Annotated in this window: 18 protein-coding genes; 9 read left to right on the top strand and 9 right to left on the bottom strand. The window is 72.3% G+C overall.

Annotation, left to right across the window (positions count from 1 at the left end):
• Positions 1-29 precede the first annotated feature (29 nt).
• Genes ACFY10_RS28670 through ACFY10_RS28660 form a run of 3 tightly spaced genes read left to right on the top strand, consistent with a single transcriptional unit; the run spans position 30 to position 2,913 of the window.
• On the top strand, positions 30-1,202 hold the full coding sequence (locus ACFY10_RS28670; protein ID WP_390668245.1) for a VWA domain-containing protein: 1,173 nt from the start codon (positions 30-32) through the stop codon (positions 1,200-1,202).
• A complete protein-coding gene (locus ACFY10_RS28665) occupies positions 1,195-2,295 on the top strand; it encodes an XdhC family protein (protein ID WP_390668084.1) in 1,101 nt (366 codons plus the stop codon). Before ACFY10_RS28670 ends, ACFY10_RS28665 begins: the two co-directional genes overlap by 8 nt.
• An 18-nt stretch (positions 2,296-2,313) precedes the next feature.
• A complete protein-coding gene (locus ACFY10_RS28660) occupies positions 2,314-2,913 on the top strand; it encodes an SRPBCC family protein (RefSeq protein ID WP_390668083.1) in 600 nt (199 codons plus the stop codon).
• A gap of 49 nt (positions 2,914-2,962) precedes the next feature.
• On the opposite strand, the gene ACFY10_RS28655 is transcribed toward ACFY10_RS28660, so the two are convergent.
• The 3 genes from ACFY10_RS28655 to ACFY10_RS28645 all read right to left on the bottom strand — a co-directional run bounded on the left by ACFY10_RS28655 (position 2,963) and on the right by ACFY10_RS28645 (position 5,539).
• Entirely contained in the window at positions 2,963-3,886 is a 924-nt protein-coding gene (locus ACFY10_RS28655; RefSeq protein ID WP_390668082.1) for an aminoglycoside phosphotransferase family protein, read from the bottom strand.
• Positions 3,887-4,166: 280 nt separating this feature from the next.
• Positions 4,167-4,667 (bottom strand): metallophosphoesterase family protein, encoded by a 501-nt coding sequence (locus ACFY10_RS28650; RefSeq protein ID WP_390668081.1) that lies wholly within the window; start codon positions 4,665-4,667, stop codon positions 4,167-4,169.
• Positions 4,668-4,726: 59 nt separating this feature from the next.
• Positions 4,727-5,539, bottom strand: coding sequence for an SAM-dependent methyltransferase (locus tag ACFY10_RS28645; protein ID WP_390668080.1), 813 nt, complete (start codon positions 5,537-5,539; stop codon positions 4,727-4,729).
• A 157-nt stretch (positions 5,540-5,696) separates the two neighbouring features.
• Between ACFY10_RS28645 and ACFY10_RS28640 the strand changes: the two genes are divergently transcribed.
• From ACFY10_RS28640 to ACFY10_RS28620, 5 genes are all read left to right on the top strand, one after another.
• On the top strand, positions 5,697-6,158 hold the full coding sequence (locus ACFY10_RS28640; protein ID WP_390668079.1) for a MarR family winged helix-turn-helix transcriptional regulator: 462 nt from the start codon (positions 5,697-5,699) through the stop codon (positions 6,156-6,158).
• Positions 6,155-7,564 carry an MFS transporter gene (locus ACFY10_RS28635; RefSeq protein WP_390668078.1) on the top strand — a complete coding sequence of 470 codons (1,410 nt, stop codon included), beginning with the start codon at positions 6,155-6,157 and terminating at the stop codon, positions 7,562-7,564. The genes ACFY10_RS28640 and ACFY10_RS28635 overlap by 4 nt, the downstream gene beginning before the upstream one ends.
• A 3-nt stretch (positions 7,565-7,567) precedes the next feature.
• Positions 7,568-8,152 carry a hydrolase gene (locus tag ACFY10_RS28630; RefSeq protein WP_390668077.1) on the top strand — a complete coding sequence of 195 codons (585 nt, stop codon included), beginning with the start codon at positions 7,568-7,570 and terminating at the stop codon, positions 8,150-8,152.
• 120 nt (positions 8,153-8,272) lie between these two features.
• Entirely contained in the window at positions 8,273-10,231 is a 1,959-nt protein-coding gene (locus ACFY10_RS28625) for a glycosyltransferase family 2 protein (RefSeq protein ID WP_390668076.1), read from the top strand.
• Positions 10,232-10,235: 4 nt separating this feature from the next.
• A complete protein-coding gene (locus ACFY10_RS28620) occupies positions 10,236-10,844 on the top strand; it encodes a dTDP-4-dehydrorhamnose 3,5-epimerase family protein (protein ID WP_390668075.1) in 609 nt (202 codons plus the stop codon).
• On the opposite strand, the gene ACFY10_RS28615 is transcribed toward ACFY10_RS28620, so the two are convergent.
• From ACFY10_RS28615 to ACFY10_RS28595, 5 genes are all read right to left on the bottom strand, one after another.
• Positions 10,834-11,637 carry a class I SAM-dependent methyltransferase gene (locus ACFY10_RS28615; protein WP_390668074.1) on the bottom strand — a complete coding sequence of 268 codons (804 nt, stop codon included), beginning with the start codon at positions 11,635-11,637 and terminating at the stop codon, positions 10,834-10,836. The two genes, ACFY10_RS28620 and ACFY10_RS28615, sit on opposite strands and share 11 nt — an antisense overlap.
• Positions 11,634-12,506: a dTDP-4-dehydrorhamnose reductase gene (rfbD, locus tag ACFY10_RS28610; RefSeq protein WP_390668073.1), complete on the bottom strand. Its 873-nt coding sequence runs from the start codon at positions 12,504-12,506 to the stop codon at positions 11,634-11,636. Before rfbD ends, ACFY10_RS28615 begins: the two co-directional genes overlap by 4 nt.
• The gene (gene rfbB / locus ACFY10_RS28605; RefSeq protein WP_390668072.1) at positions 12,503-13,471 is read right to left on the bottom strand and encodes a dTDP-glucose 4,6-dehydratase; all 969 of its coding nucleotides are present in this window, start codon (positions 13,469-13,471) and stop codon (positions 12,503-12,505) included. The genes rfbD and rfbB overlap by 4 nt, the downstream gene beginning before the upstream one ends.
• Positions 13,468-14,535 (bottom strand): glucose-1-phosphate thymidylyltransferase, encoded by a 1,068-nt coding sequence (locus tag ACFY10_RS28600; protein ID WP_390668071.1) that lies wholly within the window; start codon positions 14,533-14,535, stop codon positions 13,468-13,470. The genes rfbB and ACFY10_RS28600 overlap by 4 nt, the downstream gene beginning before the upstream one ends.
• A 314-nt stretch (positions 14,536-14,849) precedes the next feature.
• A complete protein-coding gene (locus tag ACFY10_RS28595) occupies positions 14,850-15,818 on the bottom strand; it encodes an alpha/beta hydrolase (protein WP_390668070.1) in 969 nt (322 codons plus the stop codon).
• Between the two features lie 173 nt (positions 15,819-15,991).
• On the opposite strand from ACFY10_RS28595, the gene ACFY10_RS28590 reads away from it, so the two are divergent.
• Positions 15,992-16,444 (top strand): MarR family winged helix-turn-helix transcriptional regulator, encoded by a 453-nt coding sequence (locus ACFY10_RS28590; protein ID WP_390668069.1) that lies wholly within the window; start codon positions 15,992-15,994, stop codon positions 16,442-16,444.
• Here the strand turns inward: ACFY10_RS28590 and ACFY10_RS28585 are convergent.
• Positions 16,434-18,884 (bottom strand): SpoIIE family protein phosphatase, encoded by a 2,451-nt coding sequence (locus ACFY10_RS28585; protein WP_390668068.1) that lies wholly within the window; start codon positions 18,882-18,884, stop codon positions 16,434-16,436. The two genes, ACFY10_RS28590 and ACFY10_RS28585, sit on opposite strands and share 11 nt — an antisense overlap.
• Positions 18,885-18,964 lie beyond the last annotated feature (80 nt).

Below are 18,964 nucleotides of genomic sequence, written 5' to 3'. Positions count from 1 at the left end.
CCGACGGGCCTGCGGACCCGCTCGGCCGGATCGCCGTCGGCGCCCGTGCCGACGCCGCCCTCCTCGGCTTCGCCCGTGCCCTGCGGGCGGCCGGGGTCGACGCGAGTGCCGAGCGGGTGCACGCCTTTCTGCGGGCGGTGGACGAGCTGCGGACCGGGATGCGGGCGGACGTGTACTGGGCGGGGCGGCTGACGCTGTGCGGCGGGCGGGACGACCTGGAGCGCTACGAGCGCGTGTTCGCCGCCTACTTCGGTGGCGCTCCGCCCGCCGGGCGGACGGTGACCGTCCCTCCCCCGCCCCGGTTGCGGCTGGCCGCACGGGAGGGACCGGTGCCCCGTACGGCCGCTCGCGACGAGGACCACCAGGCACCGCCGACGGCCGCCCTCGCGAGCTCCGCCGAGGTCCTGCGCCACCGTGACGTCGCCGAGCTGGACTCCGCCGAGCGTGCGCAACTGCGCCGTCTGCTGGCCGCGTTCGCGCTGCGCGGCGAGGTGCGGCGGACCGCGCGACGGAGGCCGGCGCGGCGCGGGGAGGTCGATCCGCACCGGACGGTGCGGGAGTTGCTGCGGCGCGGCGGCGAGCCGGCGCGGCTGCTGCGGCACGGGCGGGCCGACCGGCCGCGGCGGGTCGTGCTGCTCGTGGACGTCAGCGGTTCGATGGCGCCCTACGCGGATGCGCTGCTGCGTTTCGCACATGCTGCTGCGCTGGTGCGCTTCGCACCTGCTGCCGGCCGTGGGGGCCGTACGGAGGTGTTCACCATCGGCACCCGGCTGACCCGGGTGACCGTCGAACTGTCGCACCGCGACCCGGACTTGGCGATGGCCGCGCTCGCGGCGGCCGTGCCGGACTGGCGCGGCGGCACCCGTCTCGGGGAGCTGCTGCGCGAGTTCCTGGACCGCTGGGGGCAGCGGGGCATGGCGCGCGGGGCGGTCGTGGTGGTGCTGTCCGACGGGTGGGAGCGTGGGGATCCGGAGCTGCTCGGCGCCCAGATGCGCCGCCTGCACCGGCTGGCGCACCGGGTGATCTGGGCCAATCCGCGCAAGGCACGCCCGGGTTACGCGCCCCTCGCCGCCGGGATGGCGGCGGCGCTGCCGAGCGTGGACGCGTTCGTCGAGGGGCACAGCCTGGCGGCGCTGGAGCGTCTGGCGGCGGTGGTGCGCGGCGTCGAGTCGGCCCCCGTGGAAGGAGCGGATCGTGCGTGAGATTCTCCCGACGCTGAGCGAGTGGTACGCGGCCCGGGTCCCGTTCGGACTTGCGACCGTCGTCGCCGTGAGCCGCAGCGCGCCGCGTGATCCCGGTGCGGCCATGGCGGTGGGCCCCGGCGACGAGGCCGTGGGGAGTGTGTCCGGCGGTTGCGTCGAGGGTGCGGTGTTCGAGCTCGCCAAGGAGGTCATCGAGAGCGGCGAGGCACGTCTGGAGACCTTCGGTTACAGCGACGAGGACGCGTTCGCGGTGGGGCTCACCTGCGGTGGCGAGATCACCTTGCTGGTACGGCCCGTCACGGCAGAGACCGACCCGGGCTTCGCCGCGGTCGCGGAGTCCGTCGCCGCGGGCCGTCCGGTGACCGTGGCGACGGTGACGCAGGGGCCGGCGAGGCTCGGGGCCGCCCTCGCCGTCTGGCCGGAGGAGGTGTCCGGCACGCTGGGCTCGACCGGCCTGGACGTCGCCGTCACCGCCGACGCGCGCGGCGAACTCGCCCTGGGCGCCACCGGGTTGCGGCACTACGGTCCGCACGGAGAGCGCCGCGAGGACACGGTCACCGTCTTCCTGCACTCCTTCGCCCCGCCGCCGCGCATGCTGGTCTTCGGCGCCATCGACTACGCGGCCGCGGTCGCCCGCATCGGCAGCTTCCTCGGCTATCGGGTCACCGTGTGCGACGCGCGCCCGGTGTTCGCCACCCCCAAACGCTTCCCGGACGCCGTCGAGGTGGTCGTGGACTGGCCGCACCGCTACCTCAGGGGCGCCGAAACCGATGAGCGCACGGTCATCTGCGTCCTCACCCACGACCCCAAGTTCGACGTGCCGCTGCTGGAGGAAGCACTGCGCCGCCCGGCCGCCTACATCGGGGCGATGGGCAGCCGCCGCACCCACGACGACCGCAGGAAACGCCTGGTCGAAGCCGGACTCACCGGACCCGAACTCGCCCGGCTGCGCTCACCGGTCGGGCTCGACCTCGGCGCCCGTACGCCCGAGGAGGTCGCCGTGTCCGTGGCCGCCGAGATCGTCGCGCTGCGCTGGGGCGGCAGCGGCGCCCCGCTGACGGCCACCGGTGGGGCCATCCACCCGTCGACGTAACGCCCGTTGGAGGAAGTCATGGAGCTGCACCACGAGTTCACCGTGCCGGTCCCGGTCGACGACGCCTGGCAGACGCTCCTCGACATCGAGCGGATCGCCCCGTGCATGCCCGGGGCGACCGTCGAGGAGTACGACGGAAAGACCGTCACCGGCTCGGTGAAGGTCAAGGTGGGTCCGATCACCGTGACGTACAAGGGCACCGCCGTCTTCGAGGAGCAGGACGAGGCGGCGCACCGCATGGTGCTGATCGCCAGCGGCCGGGAGACCCGCGGCCAGGGCACCGCCCGCGCCACCGTGACCGGGAGCCTGACCGAGCGTGAGGGCGGTACGGCGGTGTCGGTGCGGACCGATCTGACGGTGACCGGGCGTCCGGCGCAGTTCGGGCGCGGTGTGATGGCGGAGGTGGGCGACCGGCTCGTCGGCCAGTTCGCCCAGTGCCTGTCGGAGCGGATCGTCGAGCCTGCCGGGGCGGTGGCTGAGCCGCCGGAGGAGTCCGAGCCCCTCGACCTGTTCCGTACGGCCGGGGTGCCGGTGGCCAAACGGGCGGCGGTGGCAGTCGCGGCGGTGGTCGTGGTGGCGGTCGCGTTCGCGCGGGTACGGCGGTGGCGGCGGGGGTGATCTCCCACGGGATCGATCTCCTCCGGGTCGCCTCCGGGGCTGCTCTGCCTCAGGCTCCGTTGCTCCGGTAGTCCGCGAGGATCGCCGCCAGGTGCTTCAGGGCTGCCGTGACCCGGGCCGGATGGTCCCGGAAGAAGGGGTCGTCGGGGACCGGGAGCGATCCCGCGAGGGCCCAGCCGCGGCCCCGCGCCCAGGTCGCGTCGTCGGCGCCGACCGCCTCGCGGAAGACGTCCCGGGCCCGTGCGGGCAGGAACTTCCAGGCGGGCACCAGGTCCACGGCGGGGTCGGCCACGGCCAGCGTGCCGAAGTCGATGACCGCGCTCAGCCGCCCGCCCTGGGCCAGGAGGTTGCCCGTGTCCAGGTCGCCGTGGATCCACACCGGCGGCTTCTCCCAGGCGGGCGCGGCGAGAGCCGCCTCCCACACCTCCGTCACCGCGTCGACATCGACGAGGCCCGCCTTCTTCAGGGCCTCGAGCTTGGGCCGGACGCGGGCCTCAGCGGCCAGGGAGTCACGCGTGTCGCCCAACGGCACACCGCGGAAGGCGTTGCTCTGCTCGGGGCCGGGGCCGCCGGTGGGGTCTACGGCCCGCAGGGCGGTGATGAATTCGGCGAGGTCGAGGGCGGCCTGGACCGGGTCGGCCAGGGCCTCGGCGGTCGCCGTCTCGCCGTCCAGCCACCGGTAGACGGACCACGGGTAGGGGTAGCCCTCGCCGGGCTCGCCCATCGCAAGCGGCTCGGAGACGGCCAGCGGGAGGTACGGGGCCAGGCGGGGCAGCCAGCGGTGCTCGCGCTCCACCTGACCGACCCAGTGGGCGTAGCGCGGCAGGCGTACGGACAACTCGTCGCCGAGCCGGAAGGTGGCGTTGTCCATGCCGGACTGCGGCACCGGGGTGACGGGCAGATGGGCCCATTGCGGGAACTGGGCAACAAGCAGACGGCGTACGAGAGTTGCGTCGATCAGCACGCCGTCCATCTCAGCGGGGCGACGGCCGGACGTCCATCGAATTTAGGGGGTGTGAGACCGGCTGTGAGGGGTAGCCACGCCACTACGGGGCCATGCACGCCCCCGCGACACAGCACCTCTGCGGGAACGAGGTCCGTGACAGCGCACACTCGCAGCGCCCGGGCCGCTCGCAGCTGCATGGAGCGGCCCGGATCTTGTGAGGTCACCGCGAGCAGCACCGGGAAGTACCCGGTGCGCGTGTACGGCCGCTGCTGCCGGGTGCGCCGCCCCGCTGCCCGGAAAACGGCGGCTACCTCGGAGGCAGGCGGTGCAGCTGTACGTCGGTGAGCAGGCCGTCGGCCACGGAAGCGGTCATATAGGTGCAGTGGGGCTGACGGCGCCGGTCGGTCGGGGAACCGGGATTGAGCAGGCGCAGGCCGCCGGGGGCGGTCGTGTCCCACGGGATGTGGCTGTGCCCGAAGACCAGTACGTCGAGGTCCGGGAACCGGGCGGCACAGCGTGTCTCCCTGCCCTGCGCCGGGCCCGTCTCGTGCACGACCCCGAAGCGCAGCCCGCCGATCTCGGCATACGCCACCTCGGGCAGCCGGGCACGCAGCGCCGGTCCGTCGTTGTTGCCGTACACGCCGACGAGCCTGCGGCAGCGGGCCTCCAGCAGGTCGAGGGTGTCCGTGTCGACCCAGTCTCCGGCGTGGAACACGACGTCGGCGCGCGGGAGTTCGGCGAGGAGCCGGGCGGGCAGCTCCTTGGCGCGTTTGGGGAGGTGGGTGTCGGTCGTCAGCAGAAGGCGCACGCAGGCAGCCTAGAGAGGGCGTCGGCGCCACGGGGCGCACGGTCCGCCCGGTGCGTCGGTCAGGGCTTGCGGCCGACGCCGCACCACATGGGCAGGCCGGGTGCCGGGCCGTCCCCGGGGCCCGGGTGCCAGTCGGGGAGTTCGACGACGCCCGGGTCGAGAAGGTCCGTTCCGGCGAAGAAGCGGGTGACTTCGGCATGGGTGCGGGGTGTCGCGCCGGCGTGCTCGGCGGCCCGTTCGTTGTACACGCGCATCGACGCGGCGACCGCCTCGGCCCCGATGTCCGCGGCGGGGTGCGAGAGGACGAGGTGACTGCCGGGGGCCAGGGCGTCGAGGAGGCGCCGGGTGATGGCGTGGGGGCCGTCCGCGTCGGGGACGTACTGCAGGATCGCGACCAGCATCAGCGCCACCGGCTGCGACAGGTCGAGCGTCTCCTGCGCCGCGGTGAGGATGCGGTCGACGTCGCGCAGGTCGGCCTCCAGGTAGTCCGTCGCCCCTTCCGGGGTGCCGACGAGCAGCGCCCGGGCGTGGGCCAGGACGACCGGGTCGTTGTCGACGTAGACCACCCGGGCGCCGGGGTCGAGCCGCTGCGCCACCTCGTGGGTGTTGTCCGCGGTGGGGATTCCCGTGCCGATGTCGAGGAACTGCCGGCTCCCGGCCTGCGCGGCCAGCTCGCGCACGGCACGTCCGAGGAAGGCCCGGTTGGCCCGGACGGCCGGGACGATCTGCGGATTGGCGGCGGCGGCCAGCTCGGCCGCCTCCTGGTCGGCGAGGTAGTTGTCCCGGCCGCCCAGCCAGGCGTTGTAGACCCGTGCGGGGTGCGCCACGGAGGAGTCGACCGGTGCGATCCCGCCTGTCGGGTGCTCGTGCATACGGATCCGCTCCCCTCGCCGCCGTTCCCCTGTCGCCGCACACGGTAATCCAACGGGCTCAGGAACAAGCCGAGTTGACGGTCTTCGCACGAGATATACAGCTGAAACTGTTCAGTCTGGACTGGACAGTTTCAACTTACGGTTTTACTGTGGGGGCATGGATGCACAGGCCCTCGACCCTCCCGAAGGCATCGGCGACTCCGCCGCCCGTGCGGCGCGCGATCTGCGGGTCATGTTCAGTCGACTGCGGCGCCGTATCAGGGAGGTCGCGGAGGACGACGAGCTCACGCCGCCCCAGGTCTCCGCGCTCACGCTGGTGGCCAAGCACGGGGCCGCCACGGCCAGCGCGCTGGCCACGGCGGAGGGTGTGCGGCCGCAGTCGATGGCGACCACGCTCGCCGCGCTGGACCGGCAGGGGCTGATCCGGCGCAGTCCCGACCCGGACGACGGCCGCCGCCAGCTGGTCACCCTGACCGACGCGGGCCGACTGCGGGTCGAGGGCGACCGGCAGGCGCGTGAGGAGTGGCTGGCCCGGGCGCTGCAGGACCGCTTCACCGAGGACGAACGGCGGACGGTCCTCGAGGGACTGGCCCTGCTGGAACGGCTCACACAGCCGTGATACCTCGGCTCACCGGCATCGGGCGCGCCGCGCGGACCGCCCGCCCCTCCCCCGCCGGGTTCGACCGGCGGCTGATCGCGCCGATGCTGCTCGGTTCGGTACTCAACCCGATCAACTCCTCGATGATCGCGGTGGCCTTGGTGCCGATCGGCGTCGCCTTCGGTGCACCGCCGGCCGAGACGGTGTGGCTGGTCTCGGCCCTGTACCTGGCCACGGCGGTGGGGCAGCCGGTCGTCGGGCGGCTCGTCGACATGTACGGGCCGCGTCGCCTGTATCTGATCGGTACGGGGCTGGTGGGGATCGCCGGGTTCCTCGGCGCGCTCGCTCCCTCGCTCGGCGCACTGACCGGCGCGCGCGTGCTGCTCGGTTTCGGGACCTCGGCGGCGTATCCGGCGGCCATGCGGCTGACGCGGAGCGAGGCCGAACGCACGGGCCGGGACAGCCCGGCCGGGGTGCTGACCGCGCTCGCGGTGGCCAACCAGACGGTGGCCGTGATCGGTCCCGCCCTCGGCGGGCTGCTGATCGGCGTCGGCGGCTGGCGGGCCGTCTTCACCGTCAACGTGCCGCTGTCCGCGGCCTGTCTGGTCCTCGGCGCGCTGCGGCTGCCGAGGACGGCACGGGCCGCCGAGAGCCGTGGGCGCGGTGTCGACCTGCCCGGGATGGCCCTGTTCGCGGTCATGCTGGTCTCGCTGATGCTGTTCCTGACAGCGCCCCGGCCCGGCCACTGGTATCTCCCGGTGCTCTCCGCCGTGGCCGGGGCCGGCTTCGCGGTCCGGGAGCTGCGCGTGCCGGATCCGTTCGTCGACCTGCGGGTGCTCGGCGGCAACGTCCCGCTGATCGTCACGTATGTGCGTCAGCTGCTCGGCTACACGACGGCGTACGCCTTCATGTACGGCTTCCCCCAGTGGCTGGAGGAGAGCCGGGGACTGCACGCGGCCACCGCCGGGCTGGTGCTGCTGCCGCTGTCGGGCGCCGCGCTCGCCGTCTCCGCGCTCACCGGACGCCGCGAGGCCGTCCGCGGCAAGCTCCTGGCCGGCAGCCTCGTACAGATGGCCGTTTGTGCGGCGCTGCTCCTGGTCGGCTCCGGGACCCCGGTGTGGGTGCTGCCGGCCCTGGCAGCGGTGATGGGCGTACCGCAGGGGGTCATCGGGCTCGCCACCCAGACCGCGCTGTACCGGCAGGCCGAGCCCGCCCGCACCGCCTCGGCCGCCGGACTGCTGCGCACCTTCGGATACCTCGGCGCCCTGGCCGCATCCGCCGCCAACGCGGCCTTCTTCACCCACCGCGCCGACACACCAGGTCTGCACGACCTGGCCCTGTTCATGCTCGCCGGGTCCGCACTGCTCCTGGCGACCGTTCTGCCCGACCGCTCACTGAGCGCACTCACCCCCTCCGGAAAGGCCTGATCCATGACCGTCACCGCCCTCGACCCGCGCACCGCCCTCGTCGTGATCGACCTCCAGGCCGGCATCGTGGCCGCGCCCACCCAGCCGCACACCGGTGCCGAGGTCGTCACCCGTACGGCGGAACTCGCCGACGCCTTCCGTGCCCGTGATCTGCCCGTGGTGCTGGTCCGGGTCTCCTTCGCCGCCGACGGGGCGGACACGGTCCCCGGCCGCACCGAGGCCTCCCGCCCGGGCGGCACCCTCCCGGAGGGCTGGGACGTCGTGGTCGGTGAACTGGCCGGTCACCCCGGGGACATCACCGTCACCAAGCGCAACTGGGGTGCCTTCCACGGCACCGATCTCGACGTCCAGCTGCGCCGCCGCGGTGTCACCCAGATCGTGCTGACGGGCATCGCCACCAGCATCGGCGTGGAGTCCACCGCCCGCGCCGCGCACGAGCACGGCTACCACGTCACACTCGCCACCGACGCCATGAGCGACCTGGACGCGGAGGCCCATCGCAGCAGCCTCGAACGGGTCTTCCCGCGGCTGGGCGAGCGGGGCAGCACGGCCGAGATTCTGGAGCTGCTGGCCAAGGCGCACGACTGACCCGGCCGACGGGGACGATCTGACGGGGGGTCCGGAGTGGGACGAACTCTCCGGCAGAGATAGCATCTGGCCACCCGCACACATACATACGGCGAGCGACCCGAGGGGGCTCGGAGCCCGATGCCGGTCAAGGTCAGTGTCATCGTCCCCGTCTACAACCCGGGGCCCTACATCGAGGACTGCATCACCTCGCTGCTGAAGCAGTCCCTGCCGCCCGACGAGTACGAAGTGATCTTCGTCGACGACGGCTCCACCGACGACACCCCGGCCCGGCTCGACGCGCTCGCCGCCGAGGAGCCCCGGGTCCGGGTGATCCACCAGGAGAACTCCGGCTGGTCGGGCAAGCCCCGCAACGTCGGCATCGCCGCCTCCCAGGGCGAGTACGTCATGTTCGTCGACAACGACGACTACCTGGGCGACGAGGCCCTGGAGCGGATGTACGGCTACGGCGTGGCCAACGGCGCCGACGTCGTCGTCGGCAAGATGGCCGGCCAGGGCCGCTCGGTGCCGGTGGAGCTGTTCCGCCGCAACCGGCCGCGGGCCAGCGTGCGGGATGCCCCGCTCATCGACAGCCTCACCCCGCACAAGATGTTCCGCCGGGCCTTCCTGGACGAGACCGGCCTCCGCTTCCCCGAGGGCAGACGGCGGCTGGAGGACCATGTCTTCGTGACGGAGGCGTATCTGCGCGCGGCCAACGTGTCGGTGATCGGCGACTACGTCTGCTACTACCACCTCCGGCGGGACGACGCCTCCAACGCGGGCTTCCAACGCTTCGACCCGGTCGGGTACTACAAGAACCTGCGGGAGGCGCTGGACGTAGTCGAGCAGTACACCGAGCCGGGCGAAGTCCGCGACAGCCTCCACCGCCGCTGGCTGCGCGTGGAGATGGTGGAGCGGCTGCGCGGTCGGCGCTTCCTCGCCAAACCGGACGACTACCGGCGCAAGCAGTTCGAGGAGATCCACCAGGTCGTCGCCGAACGCTTCGGCCCCGGTGTCGCCGCCGGGCTGCAGCCGACGCAGCAGGTCGTGGCCGCACTGGTCACCGCCGACCGGTACGACGACGTGGTGGCCTTCGCCGAGTGGGAGGCCGGGCTCGCCCTGTCGGCCCGGCCGGAAGCCGTCGAGTGGCGGGACGGCAGGGTGCGGGTCGACATCGTCGCCGAGTTCATGGCGGGCGGCACGCCGCTGACGTTCCCCGGCGGCGGGGTCCGCACCCCGCTGGACGGCCCGCCCGGGGACATCGCCGAGGCGGTCGCCTGGGTGGGCGCCGACACCGTCGCCCGGTTCGGACAGGCCACCCTGGACCTGCTGGTACGCGAACGCTCCAGCGCCGCCCAGTACTTCCAGCCCGTCGAGGTCACCCGGGAGATCGTGCCGGTCGAGGACAGCGGACAGGTACGGCTGGTGCTGCGTGCGACGGCCGCCGTCGACCCCGCCGGCGCGGTGGACGGCACACCGCTGCGCGCCGGGCTGTGGGACACATACGCCCGCATCAGGCTGGGCGGCTGGAGCAAGGAGTCCCGCATCGGCCCGGGCCCGCGCAAGGCGCGCGCCGCCACGTCGGCGGGCGTCGTGGGCGGGCGGGTGGTCCTGCCGTACTGGACCGACCAGCACGGCAATCTCTCCCTGGACGTCGACCGGGCGAGCAAGCGCCTGGGCCTCGACCGCCTCGACCCCCAGGCCGTGAGCGTCTCCGGGAACCGGCTGCGCGCGCCCCTGCCGCTGCACGTCCCGGCCGAGACTGCCGTACTGCTGCGGCTGACCTCGTCCGACAGGTCGGTGGAAGTGCCCGGCACGCTGTCCCCGGCCGGGGACGGAGCTCTCCTGGAGGCCGCCCTCGCCGTCGCCGACCTCAGCGGCGCGACCTGGCGGACGGCCCTGTGCGCGGCCCCCGACGCCAAGGAGCCGCGCTTCCTCCCGCTGCCGTTCACGCTGCGCGCGGACCCGAACTCGATCAAGGTGGTACGGACTCCGAGGCCCTCGGCGGCACGGCGGCTGGCCCGCAGGGCGAAGCGTGCGCTCGCCGCGGTCCTCAAACGCCGTACGGCATCCCGGGCGGCCAAGGCCGGAAAGGTGTGAAAGCGTGCGATCTCTGGGCATAGCGGGCGCGTGGGCGCTGGAACCGAAGATCTTCCCCGACGAGCGGGGCAGCTTCCACGAGTGGTACCGCGGCGAGGAGTTCCGCGAGGCCACCGGGTACGACCTGTCGCTCGCGCAGGCCAACTGCTCGGTCTCCCGCTGGGGTGTGCTGCGCGGCGTGCACTTCGCGGATGTGCCGCCCGGGCAGGCCAAGTACATCACCTGTGTGCGCGGCGCGATCCTCGACGTGGTGGTCGATCTGCGCGTCGGCTCGCCCACCTTCGCGGAGTGGGAGGCGGTGCGCCTCGACGAGGACACCCGGCACGCCGTGTTCCTCTCGGAGGGCCTCGGGCACGCCTTCATGGCACTGACCGACGACGCCACCGTGGTCTACCTGTGCTCGACGGGGTACGCGCCCGGGCGTGAGCACGGCGTGCACCCCCTGGACCCGGATCTGGGCATCGCCTGGCCCGAAGGCATCACTCCGGTGCTGTCACCGAAGGACGCGCAGGCGCCGTCGCTGGCAGAGGCCCGGCGGACCGGGCTGCTGCCGTCGTACGAAGCCTGCACCGCCCGTTACGAGGAGTTGCGCGGCCGGCCGTTCAGCGGCTGACCGCGAGGCCTTCCAGGGCCGAGCGCAGCGGTTCCCAGCCGCGGGAGCGGCTGAGGCTGCGGCCCCGCGCGCGGACCAGCGGGCGCCAGAAGTCGGCTTCCAGCAGGGTCTCCGGCTTGACCGCCTTCACCCGCTCCAGGACCGCCTCGGGCACCTTCTGCGGGTCGGGCACCTTGAACTCGGCGATGATCTCGTCGTACTTGTCCTTCAGCACGGTGTTCTTGTGGTCGGCGCCGAAGACGACGAGCTGGCCGGTGGGCTGGGTGTCGACGAGGACGGTCACGAGATCGGGCCGGTAGCGGCCCAGGATCTCGATGATCTTGTAGACGTCGCCGGTCCAGGCGTTGGTGTGCCGGTCGCGGGCCGCCTCGTCGATGCTGCGCGGCAGCATGTCGTCGAAGACGATCACGCTCGACCAGTCGGAGTGCTTCTCGATGTTGATGAAGTCCCGCAGCGCGTACTCGAACAGGTGCATGCCGTCGATGAACGCCAGGTCGAGGGTGGTGCGCCGCCAGTAGCCGAACGGCGCGCGGCCCCGGCGCAGGTTGCGCAGGGGGTGGCGGCCGCCCTTGAGGTGGGCGAGGGGGTTGTCGCGGGCGAAGAAGTCGTCGCTGGTGGCCTTCACCAGGTGGACGTCGCACCGGATCTCCGTGACCACCTTGAACGCGGGGTCGACCGCGATGCTGGGGACGCGGGACAGCTTGAGACTGCGGCCGTCGTTGACTCCGATCTCCAGGTAGTTGCGGTTGGCGGTGGCCTTGTGCAGACCCCGCAGGAACTCATGGCGTTTCACGAAGGGGACTCCTTGCGGATCAGGGGAAGTGCTTCGTGCAGGGCGGATCGCCAGTCGCGCAGCGGCGGCAGATCCAGCTCCTGCCAACGACCGTGGGCGAGGGCACTGTACGCGGGGCGGGGCGCGGGCCGCGGGAAGGCCTCGCTGCCGACGGGCCGCACCCGGTCGGGGTCCGCGCCGAGGCCGGTGAAGACCTCTCGGGCCAGCTCGTACCAGGAGGCCTCGCCGGAGCTGGTGGCATGGAAGACACCGCTCGCGCCCCGGACCAGGTGCGGGCCGAGGTCGGCGAGACGTGCGGCGACGTCCGCGCTCCACGTGGGCTGCCCGCGCTGGTCGTCGACGACGTCGAGTGTGTCGCGGCGGGACTCCAGGTCGATCATCGTGCGGACGAAACTACGCCCGTGGACGCCGTAGAGCCAAGCCGTTCGCACGATTGCGCTCGATGTGGGAAGCTCCCGCGCCACGGCACGCTCGCCCGCGAGCTTGGTGCGGCCGTAGGCGGTGTGCGGGGCGGGGGGATGGTCCTCCGGATACGGGGTACGGGTGTCGCCTGCGAAGACGTAGTCGGTGGAGAGGTGGATCAGGCGTGCGCCGTGTGTCGCGCAGGCGCGGGCGAGGTGGCGGGGCCCGTCGCCGTTGATCCGCAGGGCCCGCTCCTCGTCGGTCTCGGCGTCGTCGACGGCTGTGTACGCGGCACAGTTCACGACCAGGTCGGGGCGGTGGTCCGCCAACGCCCCCTGGACGGCTTCCTGTTGGGTGATGTCGAGGGACGTGTGGTCCAGCCCCACCACGTCCGCGCCGCGCCGCGCCAGTTCATCGACGGTGTCCCGGCCGAGCATGCCTCCGGCCCCTGTGATCAGCCACCTCATGCCGACCGCCGCTTGAGGGGCTCCCACCAGGCGCGGTTGTCCCGATACCAGGCGACGGTGTCGGCGAGGCCGGTGGTGAAGTCGTGGCGCGGCCGGTAGCCGAGCTCGTCGCGAGCCTTGCTCCAGTCGACCGAGTAGCGCAGGTCGTGGCCCTTGCGGTCCTCGACGTACTCGACCCTGTCCCAGTCGGCCCCGCAGGCCTGAAGCAGCAGGCCGGTGAGATCCTTGTTGCTCAGCTCGGTGCCGCCGCCGATGTTGTACACCTCCCCCGGGCGGCCCTGGGTGCGTACGAGGTCGATGCCCTGGCAGTGGTCCTCGACGTGCAACCAGTCGCGGACGTTGAGGCCCTCGCCGTAGAGCGGGACCTTCTTGCCGTCCAGGAGGTTGGTGACGAACAGCGGGATGACCTTCTCGGGGTACTGGTGCGGGCCGTAGTTGTTGGAGCAGCGGGTGACGCGGACGTCCAGGCCGTGGGTGCGGTGGTAGGCGAGGGCGAGCAGGTCGGAGGAGGCCTTGGAGGCGGAGTACGGCGAGTTGGGCTGCAGCGGGTGGTCCTCGGGCCAGGAGCCGGACTCGATGGAGCCGTAGACCTCGTCGGTGGAGACGTGCACGAAGGGCTCCACCCGGAAGCGCAGGGCGGCGTCGAGGAGGGTCTGGGTGCCCACCACATTGGTCAGGACGAAGTCCGACGCCCCCGTGATCGAACGGTCCACGTGGGACTCGGCGGCGAAGTGCAGCACCTGGTCCGCCTCGGTCATGAGCTTGTCGACGAGCTCGACGTCACGGATGTCGCCCTGGACGAACTCCAGCCGGGGATGGTCGAGATCGAGGTTGTCGAGATTGCCGGCGTAGGTGAGCTTGTCCAGCACGGTGACCCGGAGCGCGTCGGACGCGTCGGAGGCCAGCAGGGTGCGGACGTAGCAGGAGCCGATGAATCCGGCGGCGCCGGTGACAAGAAGGTTCATGTATGGATCTGCACCTTGCTGTGGTCTCCGAGGACGAGGCGGTGGGCGCTGGGGACATTCGGGGCCGGCGTCACCTCGACGTGCCGGCCGATCAGGGAGCTCTCGATCCGGCCCACCCCGAGGATCGAGGAGTCGCGCAGCACGATGGAGAACTCGAGTTCGCTGTCGATGATCCGGCAGTTCTCCGCGACGGAGGTGAACGGGCCCACGTAGGAGTCCTCGACGACGGTGCCGGCGCCGATCACGACGGGGCCGACGATGCGCGAGTTCACGACGCGCGCGCCCTCCTCCACGACCACGCGCCCGATCGTCTCGGAGCCCTCGTCCACCTCGCCGTCGATCCGGCGGTCGAGGACCTCCAGGACGGTCCGGTTGACCTCCAGCATGTCGACGACGTTCCCGGTGTCCTTCCAGTAGCCCTTGATGACGGTGCAGCGCACGTCGGCGCGGCTGTCGATCAGGTGCTGGATGGCGTGGGTGATCTCCAGTTCGCCGCGCCAGGACGGCCGGATCGCGCGCACCGCCTCGTGGATCAGGGGCGTGAACAGGTAGACACCCACCAGGGCGAGGTCGCTCTTGGGGTTCTCCGGTTTCTCCTCCAGGCCCACGACCTGGCCGGAGGCGTCGAGTTCGGCGACGCCGAAGGCGCGGGGGTCCGCCACCTTGGTGAGCAGGATCTGGGCGTCGGGGCGGTGGGTGCGGAACTCGTCGACGAGGGTGCTGATGCCCCCGACGATGAAGTTGTCGCCCAGGTACATCACGAAGTCGTCGTCGCCGAGCCAGTCCCGCGCGATCAGCACCGCGTGGGCCAGCCCGAGGGGCCGCTCCTGGGGAATATAGGTGATCTCCAGACCGAACTTGGATCCGTCGCCGACCGCTTCCTGGATTTCGGGAGCGGTGTCTCCGACGATGACGCCGACCTCGGTGATGCCGGCCGCTGCAATGGATTCCAACCCGTAGAAGAGGACCGGCTTGTTGGCCACGGGAACGAGCTGTTTGGCCGATGTGTGCGTGATCGGCCTCAGTCGGGTACCGGCGCCGCCGGACAGCACGAGAGCCTTCATCTGCTTCACCCTAGCGTCGATCACCGTAAAGCGACCGTTGGCATGGTGGCTTCTTGGTTACGACCGTACTGCCTCTTGGGGTCGGCCGAGCGGCCTGGAGGTCCTCGCCCCGCGCGGTGTTCCGCTCCAGGCGCGCTGCTCCGCATGGGTGATCCTCCCGTCCAGGACGACCGGCATGCGGGTGCTGCCGCGCCGAAAGACGACGTCCGACCATCAGGTGATCGGACGCCGTAGCTGCTCACGGAGTTGTGCCGGTTGAACTGACCCGCCTCGGGCGGCAGTTCGTACGCCGGGGCGGGTCGGGGAGGCGGCTGTCAGGCGGTGCCCAGCGCCCCGCGAAGAGTGCGGATCGCCTGGCTGATGGCGGCCTCCGCGGCATGGGTCTCGCGCAGGGCGTTGAGCATCACGAAGTCGTGGATGATGCCCTGGTAGCGGACCGCGGTGACCGGGACGCCCGCCTCGCGCAGCTTGTTCGCGTAGGCCTCGCCCTCGTCGCGCAGGACGTCGGCCTCGCCGGTGATGACGAGGGCCGGCGGCAGACCGGCGAGCTGCTCGGTGGAGGCTCGCAGCGGGGACGCGGTGATCTGGGCGCGCTCGGCCTCGTCGGTCGTGTACTGGTCCCAGAACCACTGCATGGCGTCCCGGCGCAGGAAGTACCCTTCGGCGAACTGGTGGTAGGAGCCGGTGTCGAAGGCGGCGTCGGTGACCGGGTAGAAGAGCACCTGCGCCGCGAGCGGGATGCCGCCGCGCTGCTTGGCCATCAGGGTCAGGGCGGCGGTCATGTTGCCGCCGACGGAGTCGCCCGCCACCGCGATGCGGGAGCCGTCCAGGTCCTTGGCCGCGCCCTGCTCGACGACCCACTTCGCCACCGTGAAGTTCTGCTCGATGGCGACCGGGTAGCGGGCCTCGGGCGAGAGGTCGTACTCGGGGAAGACGACGGCGGCGCCGGTGCCGACGGCCAGTTCGCGCACCAGCCGGTCGTGGGTGTGGGCGTTGCCGAAGACCCAGCCCGCGCCGTGGATGTAGACGATCACCGGGAGCGTGCCGGTGGCACCGGCCGGGCGGACGATGCGGGCGCGGACCTGGCCGGTGGGGCCGCCGGGCACGGTGATCCACTCCTCGTCGACCGCGGGCCCCGTGATCCCGCCGGACTGCACCTCGTCGACGGCCTTGCGGCCCTCGGCCGGGCCGAGGTCGAACAGGTAGGGCGGGTTGGCGGTGGCCTCGGCGAAGGCCTGGGCGGCGGGTTCGAGGACGGGGCGGGGTGCGGTGCTGCCGGTCATGACGGCCTCCTCGGATCGGGTGCCGCCGAGTGCGGCACACCATGGACAGTAGCGCGCTATTAAGTCGTGCACAACTAATGCGTGCAGTATTTATTGGAGCTCGATAGAATCGAACGGACCCGAACGATAGGCTGGTGATGGTCGTGAACAGGACAGCAACCGGGAGCCACACCGTGAGCCCAGCCGCAGCGGAACCGAGCGAGGGGTCGCTTCTCCTCGACGACCAGCTCTGCTTCGCCCTGTACGCCGCCTCCCGCGCCGTCACCGCGCGCTACCGCCCGCTGCTGGACGAACTCGGCCTGACCTACCCGCAGTACCTGGTCATGCTCGTGCTCTGGGAGCAGGACTCGATCTCCGTACGGGACCTGGGGACCGCGCTCCAACTGGAGTCCAGCACCCTGTCTCCGCTGCTGAAGCGGCTGGAGGCGAACGGGCTGCTGCGCCGCGAACGCCGCGTCGAGGACGAGCGGTCGGTCGCCCTCCGCCTCACCGAGACCGGCGCCCAACTCCGGGAACGGGCGGGCCGGGTGCCCCTCGCCATCGGCGACGCCATGGGCCTGACCCCCGAGCAGGACGCCCTGGCCAAACAGCTCCTCCGCCTGATCACGGCCAACGTCACGGACTGAGACTGAGCACCAGCTCCGCCCACACCTGTTTGCCGCCGCTGACCGGCACGGTCCCCCACGCCTCCGACATGGCCTCCACGAGGAGGATGCCGCGGCCGCCGGTCGCCTCCCAGCCGATGCTGGTCGGCTTCACGGGAGTGCGGGGCGAGGAGTCGGCGACCGAGACACGCAGCCGGTTGTCCAGGAGGGTGAGGTCGAGGCGGACCCGGCCGTCGGTGTGCACCAGGGCGTTGGTGACGAGTTCGGAGACGACGAGGAGTACGGCGTCCGTGTCGTCCCGGGGCACGCCCCACGAGCGCAGGGTGCGCCGGGTGAAGCGGCGGGTGTGTCCGACGGCCTCGGGGACCCGCCAGACCGTCCAGCTCTCGCGCAGCGGACGCAGCGCCATGCCGTCGTAGCGCAGCAGGAGCAGGGCGACGTCGTCGCTGCGCCGGGCGTTGCCGAGGAGGGCGTCGGCGACCTGGCCGAGGTGGGCGGGGTCGGCGAGGGACAGTTCGTCGGCGAACCGCTGCATGCCGTCGTCGATGTCGGCCTCGGCGGACTCCACCAGGCCGTCCGTGGTGAGTGCGACGACCGTGCCGGGCTGCAGGCGGAGCGCGCTCATCGGGAAGTCGGCCTGCGCGACCACGCCGAGCGGCGGTCCGCCGTCCGTGTCCGGCACCTCCGTGCTGCCGTCCGGCCGGCGCAGCACCGGTGGCAGGTGTCCGGCGCGGACGTACCAGGCGGAGCCCTCCTCCATGTCGACGTCGACGTAGCAGCAGGTGGCGAAGAGGTCGCTCTCCATGTCCACCAGGAGCCGGTTGGCGTGGGAGACGACCACGTCCGGCGGGTGACCCTCGACGGCGTAGGCGCGCAGGGCGGTGCGCATCTGGCCCATGAGGGTGGCGGCGCTCGCGTTGTGGCCCTGGACGTCGCCGATGACGAGGGCGACGTGGTTGTCGGGCAGCGGGATCACGTCGTACCAGTCGCCGCCGACCTCCAGGCCGGCCGTGGTGGGCAGGTAGCGGGCGACGGCGACCGCGCCGGGCAGTTTGGGCAGGCGGCGCGGCAGCAGCTGGCGCTGGAGCATGCCGACGAGTTCGTGTTCGGCGTCGAAGGCGTGGGCGCGCATCAGGGCCTGGCCCGCGAGTCCTGCGGAGGCGGTGAGCAGGGCACGTTCGTCGGGGCCGAAGTCGTGCGGGGTGTCCCAGCCGATCAGGCAGGCGCCGGCCATGCGGTTGCCGGCGGGCAGCGGCAGGACGGCGAGTCCGCCGGGGCCGACCTCGGCGAGGGCAGGTTCCAGGGGGGTGCCGGCGGGCCAGATGTGCGCGCGGCCCTCGCGCAGGGCGGCGGCCAGGGTGGGCATGGCGCGCACCGGGGCGTCGGGCCACTCGCTGCGCCACTCCAGGCGCCACAGCTCGGGCCAGGACTCCGGTTCGGGCGGGTCGAGGACCGTGACGACGAGCCGGTCGCCCTCCAGTTCGGCGAGCGCGATCCGGTCGGCCTGCAGCGGCTTGCGCAGGGCGGAGACCACGGCCTGGCTGACGTCGCGGACGGTGCCGGCGGTGGCGAGCATGGCGGCGAGGCGCTGGACGCGCGCCACGTCGGTGACCTCGGAGCGCAGCTTGGAGGCGTCGCCGACCGTGCCGACGAGCGTGGCGGGCCGGCCCTCGCCGCCGGACAGCAGACGCCCGCGCAGCCGGAGCCACTTGGGCGGGCCGGAGGGCTGCAGGACCCGGAACTCCAGCTCGCGGTCGCCGATGGACATGTGGTCGGCCTCGACCACGGACATCAGCGAGGGCAGGTCCTCCGGCACCGTCAGGCCCAGCAGGGTCTCGACCTTGCCGTCGAACTCGGCGCGGGTGAGGGCGAACAGCTTCAGGATGTCGTCGCCGACCTCGACGCGGCCGCTGTCCATGGCGAGGCTGAACGCGTTGGCCGGCAGCTCGCGGCCCTCGGTGGAGCGGGCGGGGGCCGGGCAGCCGACGGCGTCGGCGATCAGCTCCAGGCACTTGCGGTCCTCGGTGCCGAAGCCGTCGGGCCGCTCGCTGACGGCCAGCAGACTCCCGCCGCCGTCCCCGCGCGCGGGGAGCACAGCCAGGTGGAAGTCCCGCGGAGGCGTCCGCCGCGCCTCGGCGTTCGCTGACAGCTCCTCGGGCCCGAGCCACACGGGGCTCCCGGAGCGGTGGCTGTCGGCCACGGGCGAGCTGCCGGAGCGCGGATAGCTGTCGCGCAGTCCGAACAGCGTCCTCGGTACACCCGCCGACTCGACCAGGCACAGCAGGTCCCCGTCCTCCTCCGGCGTGTACACAGCGACGAAGGCCGCCCCGGCGAAAACGAGCGCCTGCTCCAGGACCCGACGCACCCGTTCCGGTGAGGCCGGACCGGACGTGAGCGCTTTCAGGGCACCTTCGGCGCGCAGAGTTCTCGTTCTGCGTGCCTCGGCGCCCTCACTGACCACGTCCGCAATTACAGCGCGTATCGGTCGCCCGCGCAGCCCCTGTGAGCATTCCGTGGAGGTCATCGCGGGTGCCAAGTCGA

Source organism: Streptomyces sp. NPDC001401 (assembly GCF_042895385.1).
GTDB lineage: Bacteria > Actinomycetota > Actinomycetes > Streptomycetales > Streptomycetaceae > Streptomyces.
This window is presented reverse-complemented; position numbering and strand designations above follow the sequence as displayed.

Excerpts from the sequence above, each read along its gene's own strand:
- ACFY10_RS28660 (WP_390668083.1), top strand. The coding sequence starts at position 2,314 with ATGGAGCTGCACCACGAGTTCACCGTGCCGGTCCCGGTCGACGACGCC.
- ACFY10_RS28655 (WP_390668082.1), bottom strand. The coding sequence starts at position 3,886 with ATGGACGGCGTGCTGATCGACGCAACTCTCGTACGCCGTCTGCTTGTT.
- ACFY10_RS28645 (WP_390668080.1), bottom strand. The coding sequence starts at position 5,539 with ATGCACGAGCACCCGACAGGCGGGATCGCACCGGTCGACTCCTCCGTG.
- ACFY10_RS28640 (WP_390668079.1), top strand. The coding sequence starts at position 5,697 with ATGGATGCACAGGCCCTCGACCCTCCCGAAGGCATCGGCGACTCCGCC.
- ACFY10_RS28630 (WP_390668077.1), top strand. The coding sequence starts at position 7,568 with ATGACCGTCACCGCCCTCGACCCGCGCACCGCCCTCGTCGTGATCGAC.
- ACFY10_RS28625 (WP_390668076.1), top strand. The coding sequence starts at position 8,273 with ATGCCGGTCAAGGTCAGTGTCATCGTCCCCGTCTACAACCCGGGGCCC.
- rfbD (WP_390668073.1), bottom strand. The coding sequence starts at position 12,506 with ATGAGGTGGCTGATCACAGGGGCCGGAGGCATGCTCGGCCGGGACACC.
- rfbB (WP_390668072.1), bottom strand. The coding sequence starts at position 13,471 with ATGAACCTTCTTGTCACCGGCGCCGCCGGATTCATCGGCTCCTGCTAC.
- ACFY10_RS28600 (WP_390668071.1), bottom strand. The coding sequence starts at position 14,535 with ATGAAGGCTCTCGTGCTGTCCGGCGGCGCCGGTACCCGACTGAGGCCG.
- ACFY10_RS28595 (WP_390668070.1), bottom strand. The coding sequence starts at position 15,818 with ATGACCGGCAGCACCGCACCCCGCCCCGTCCTCGAACCCGCCGCCCAG.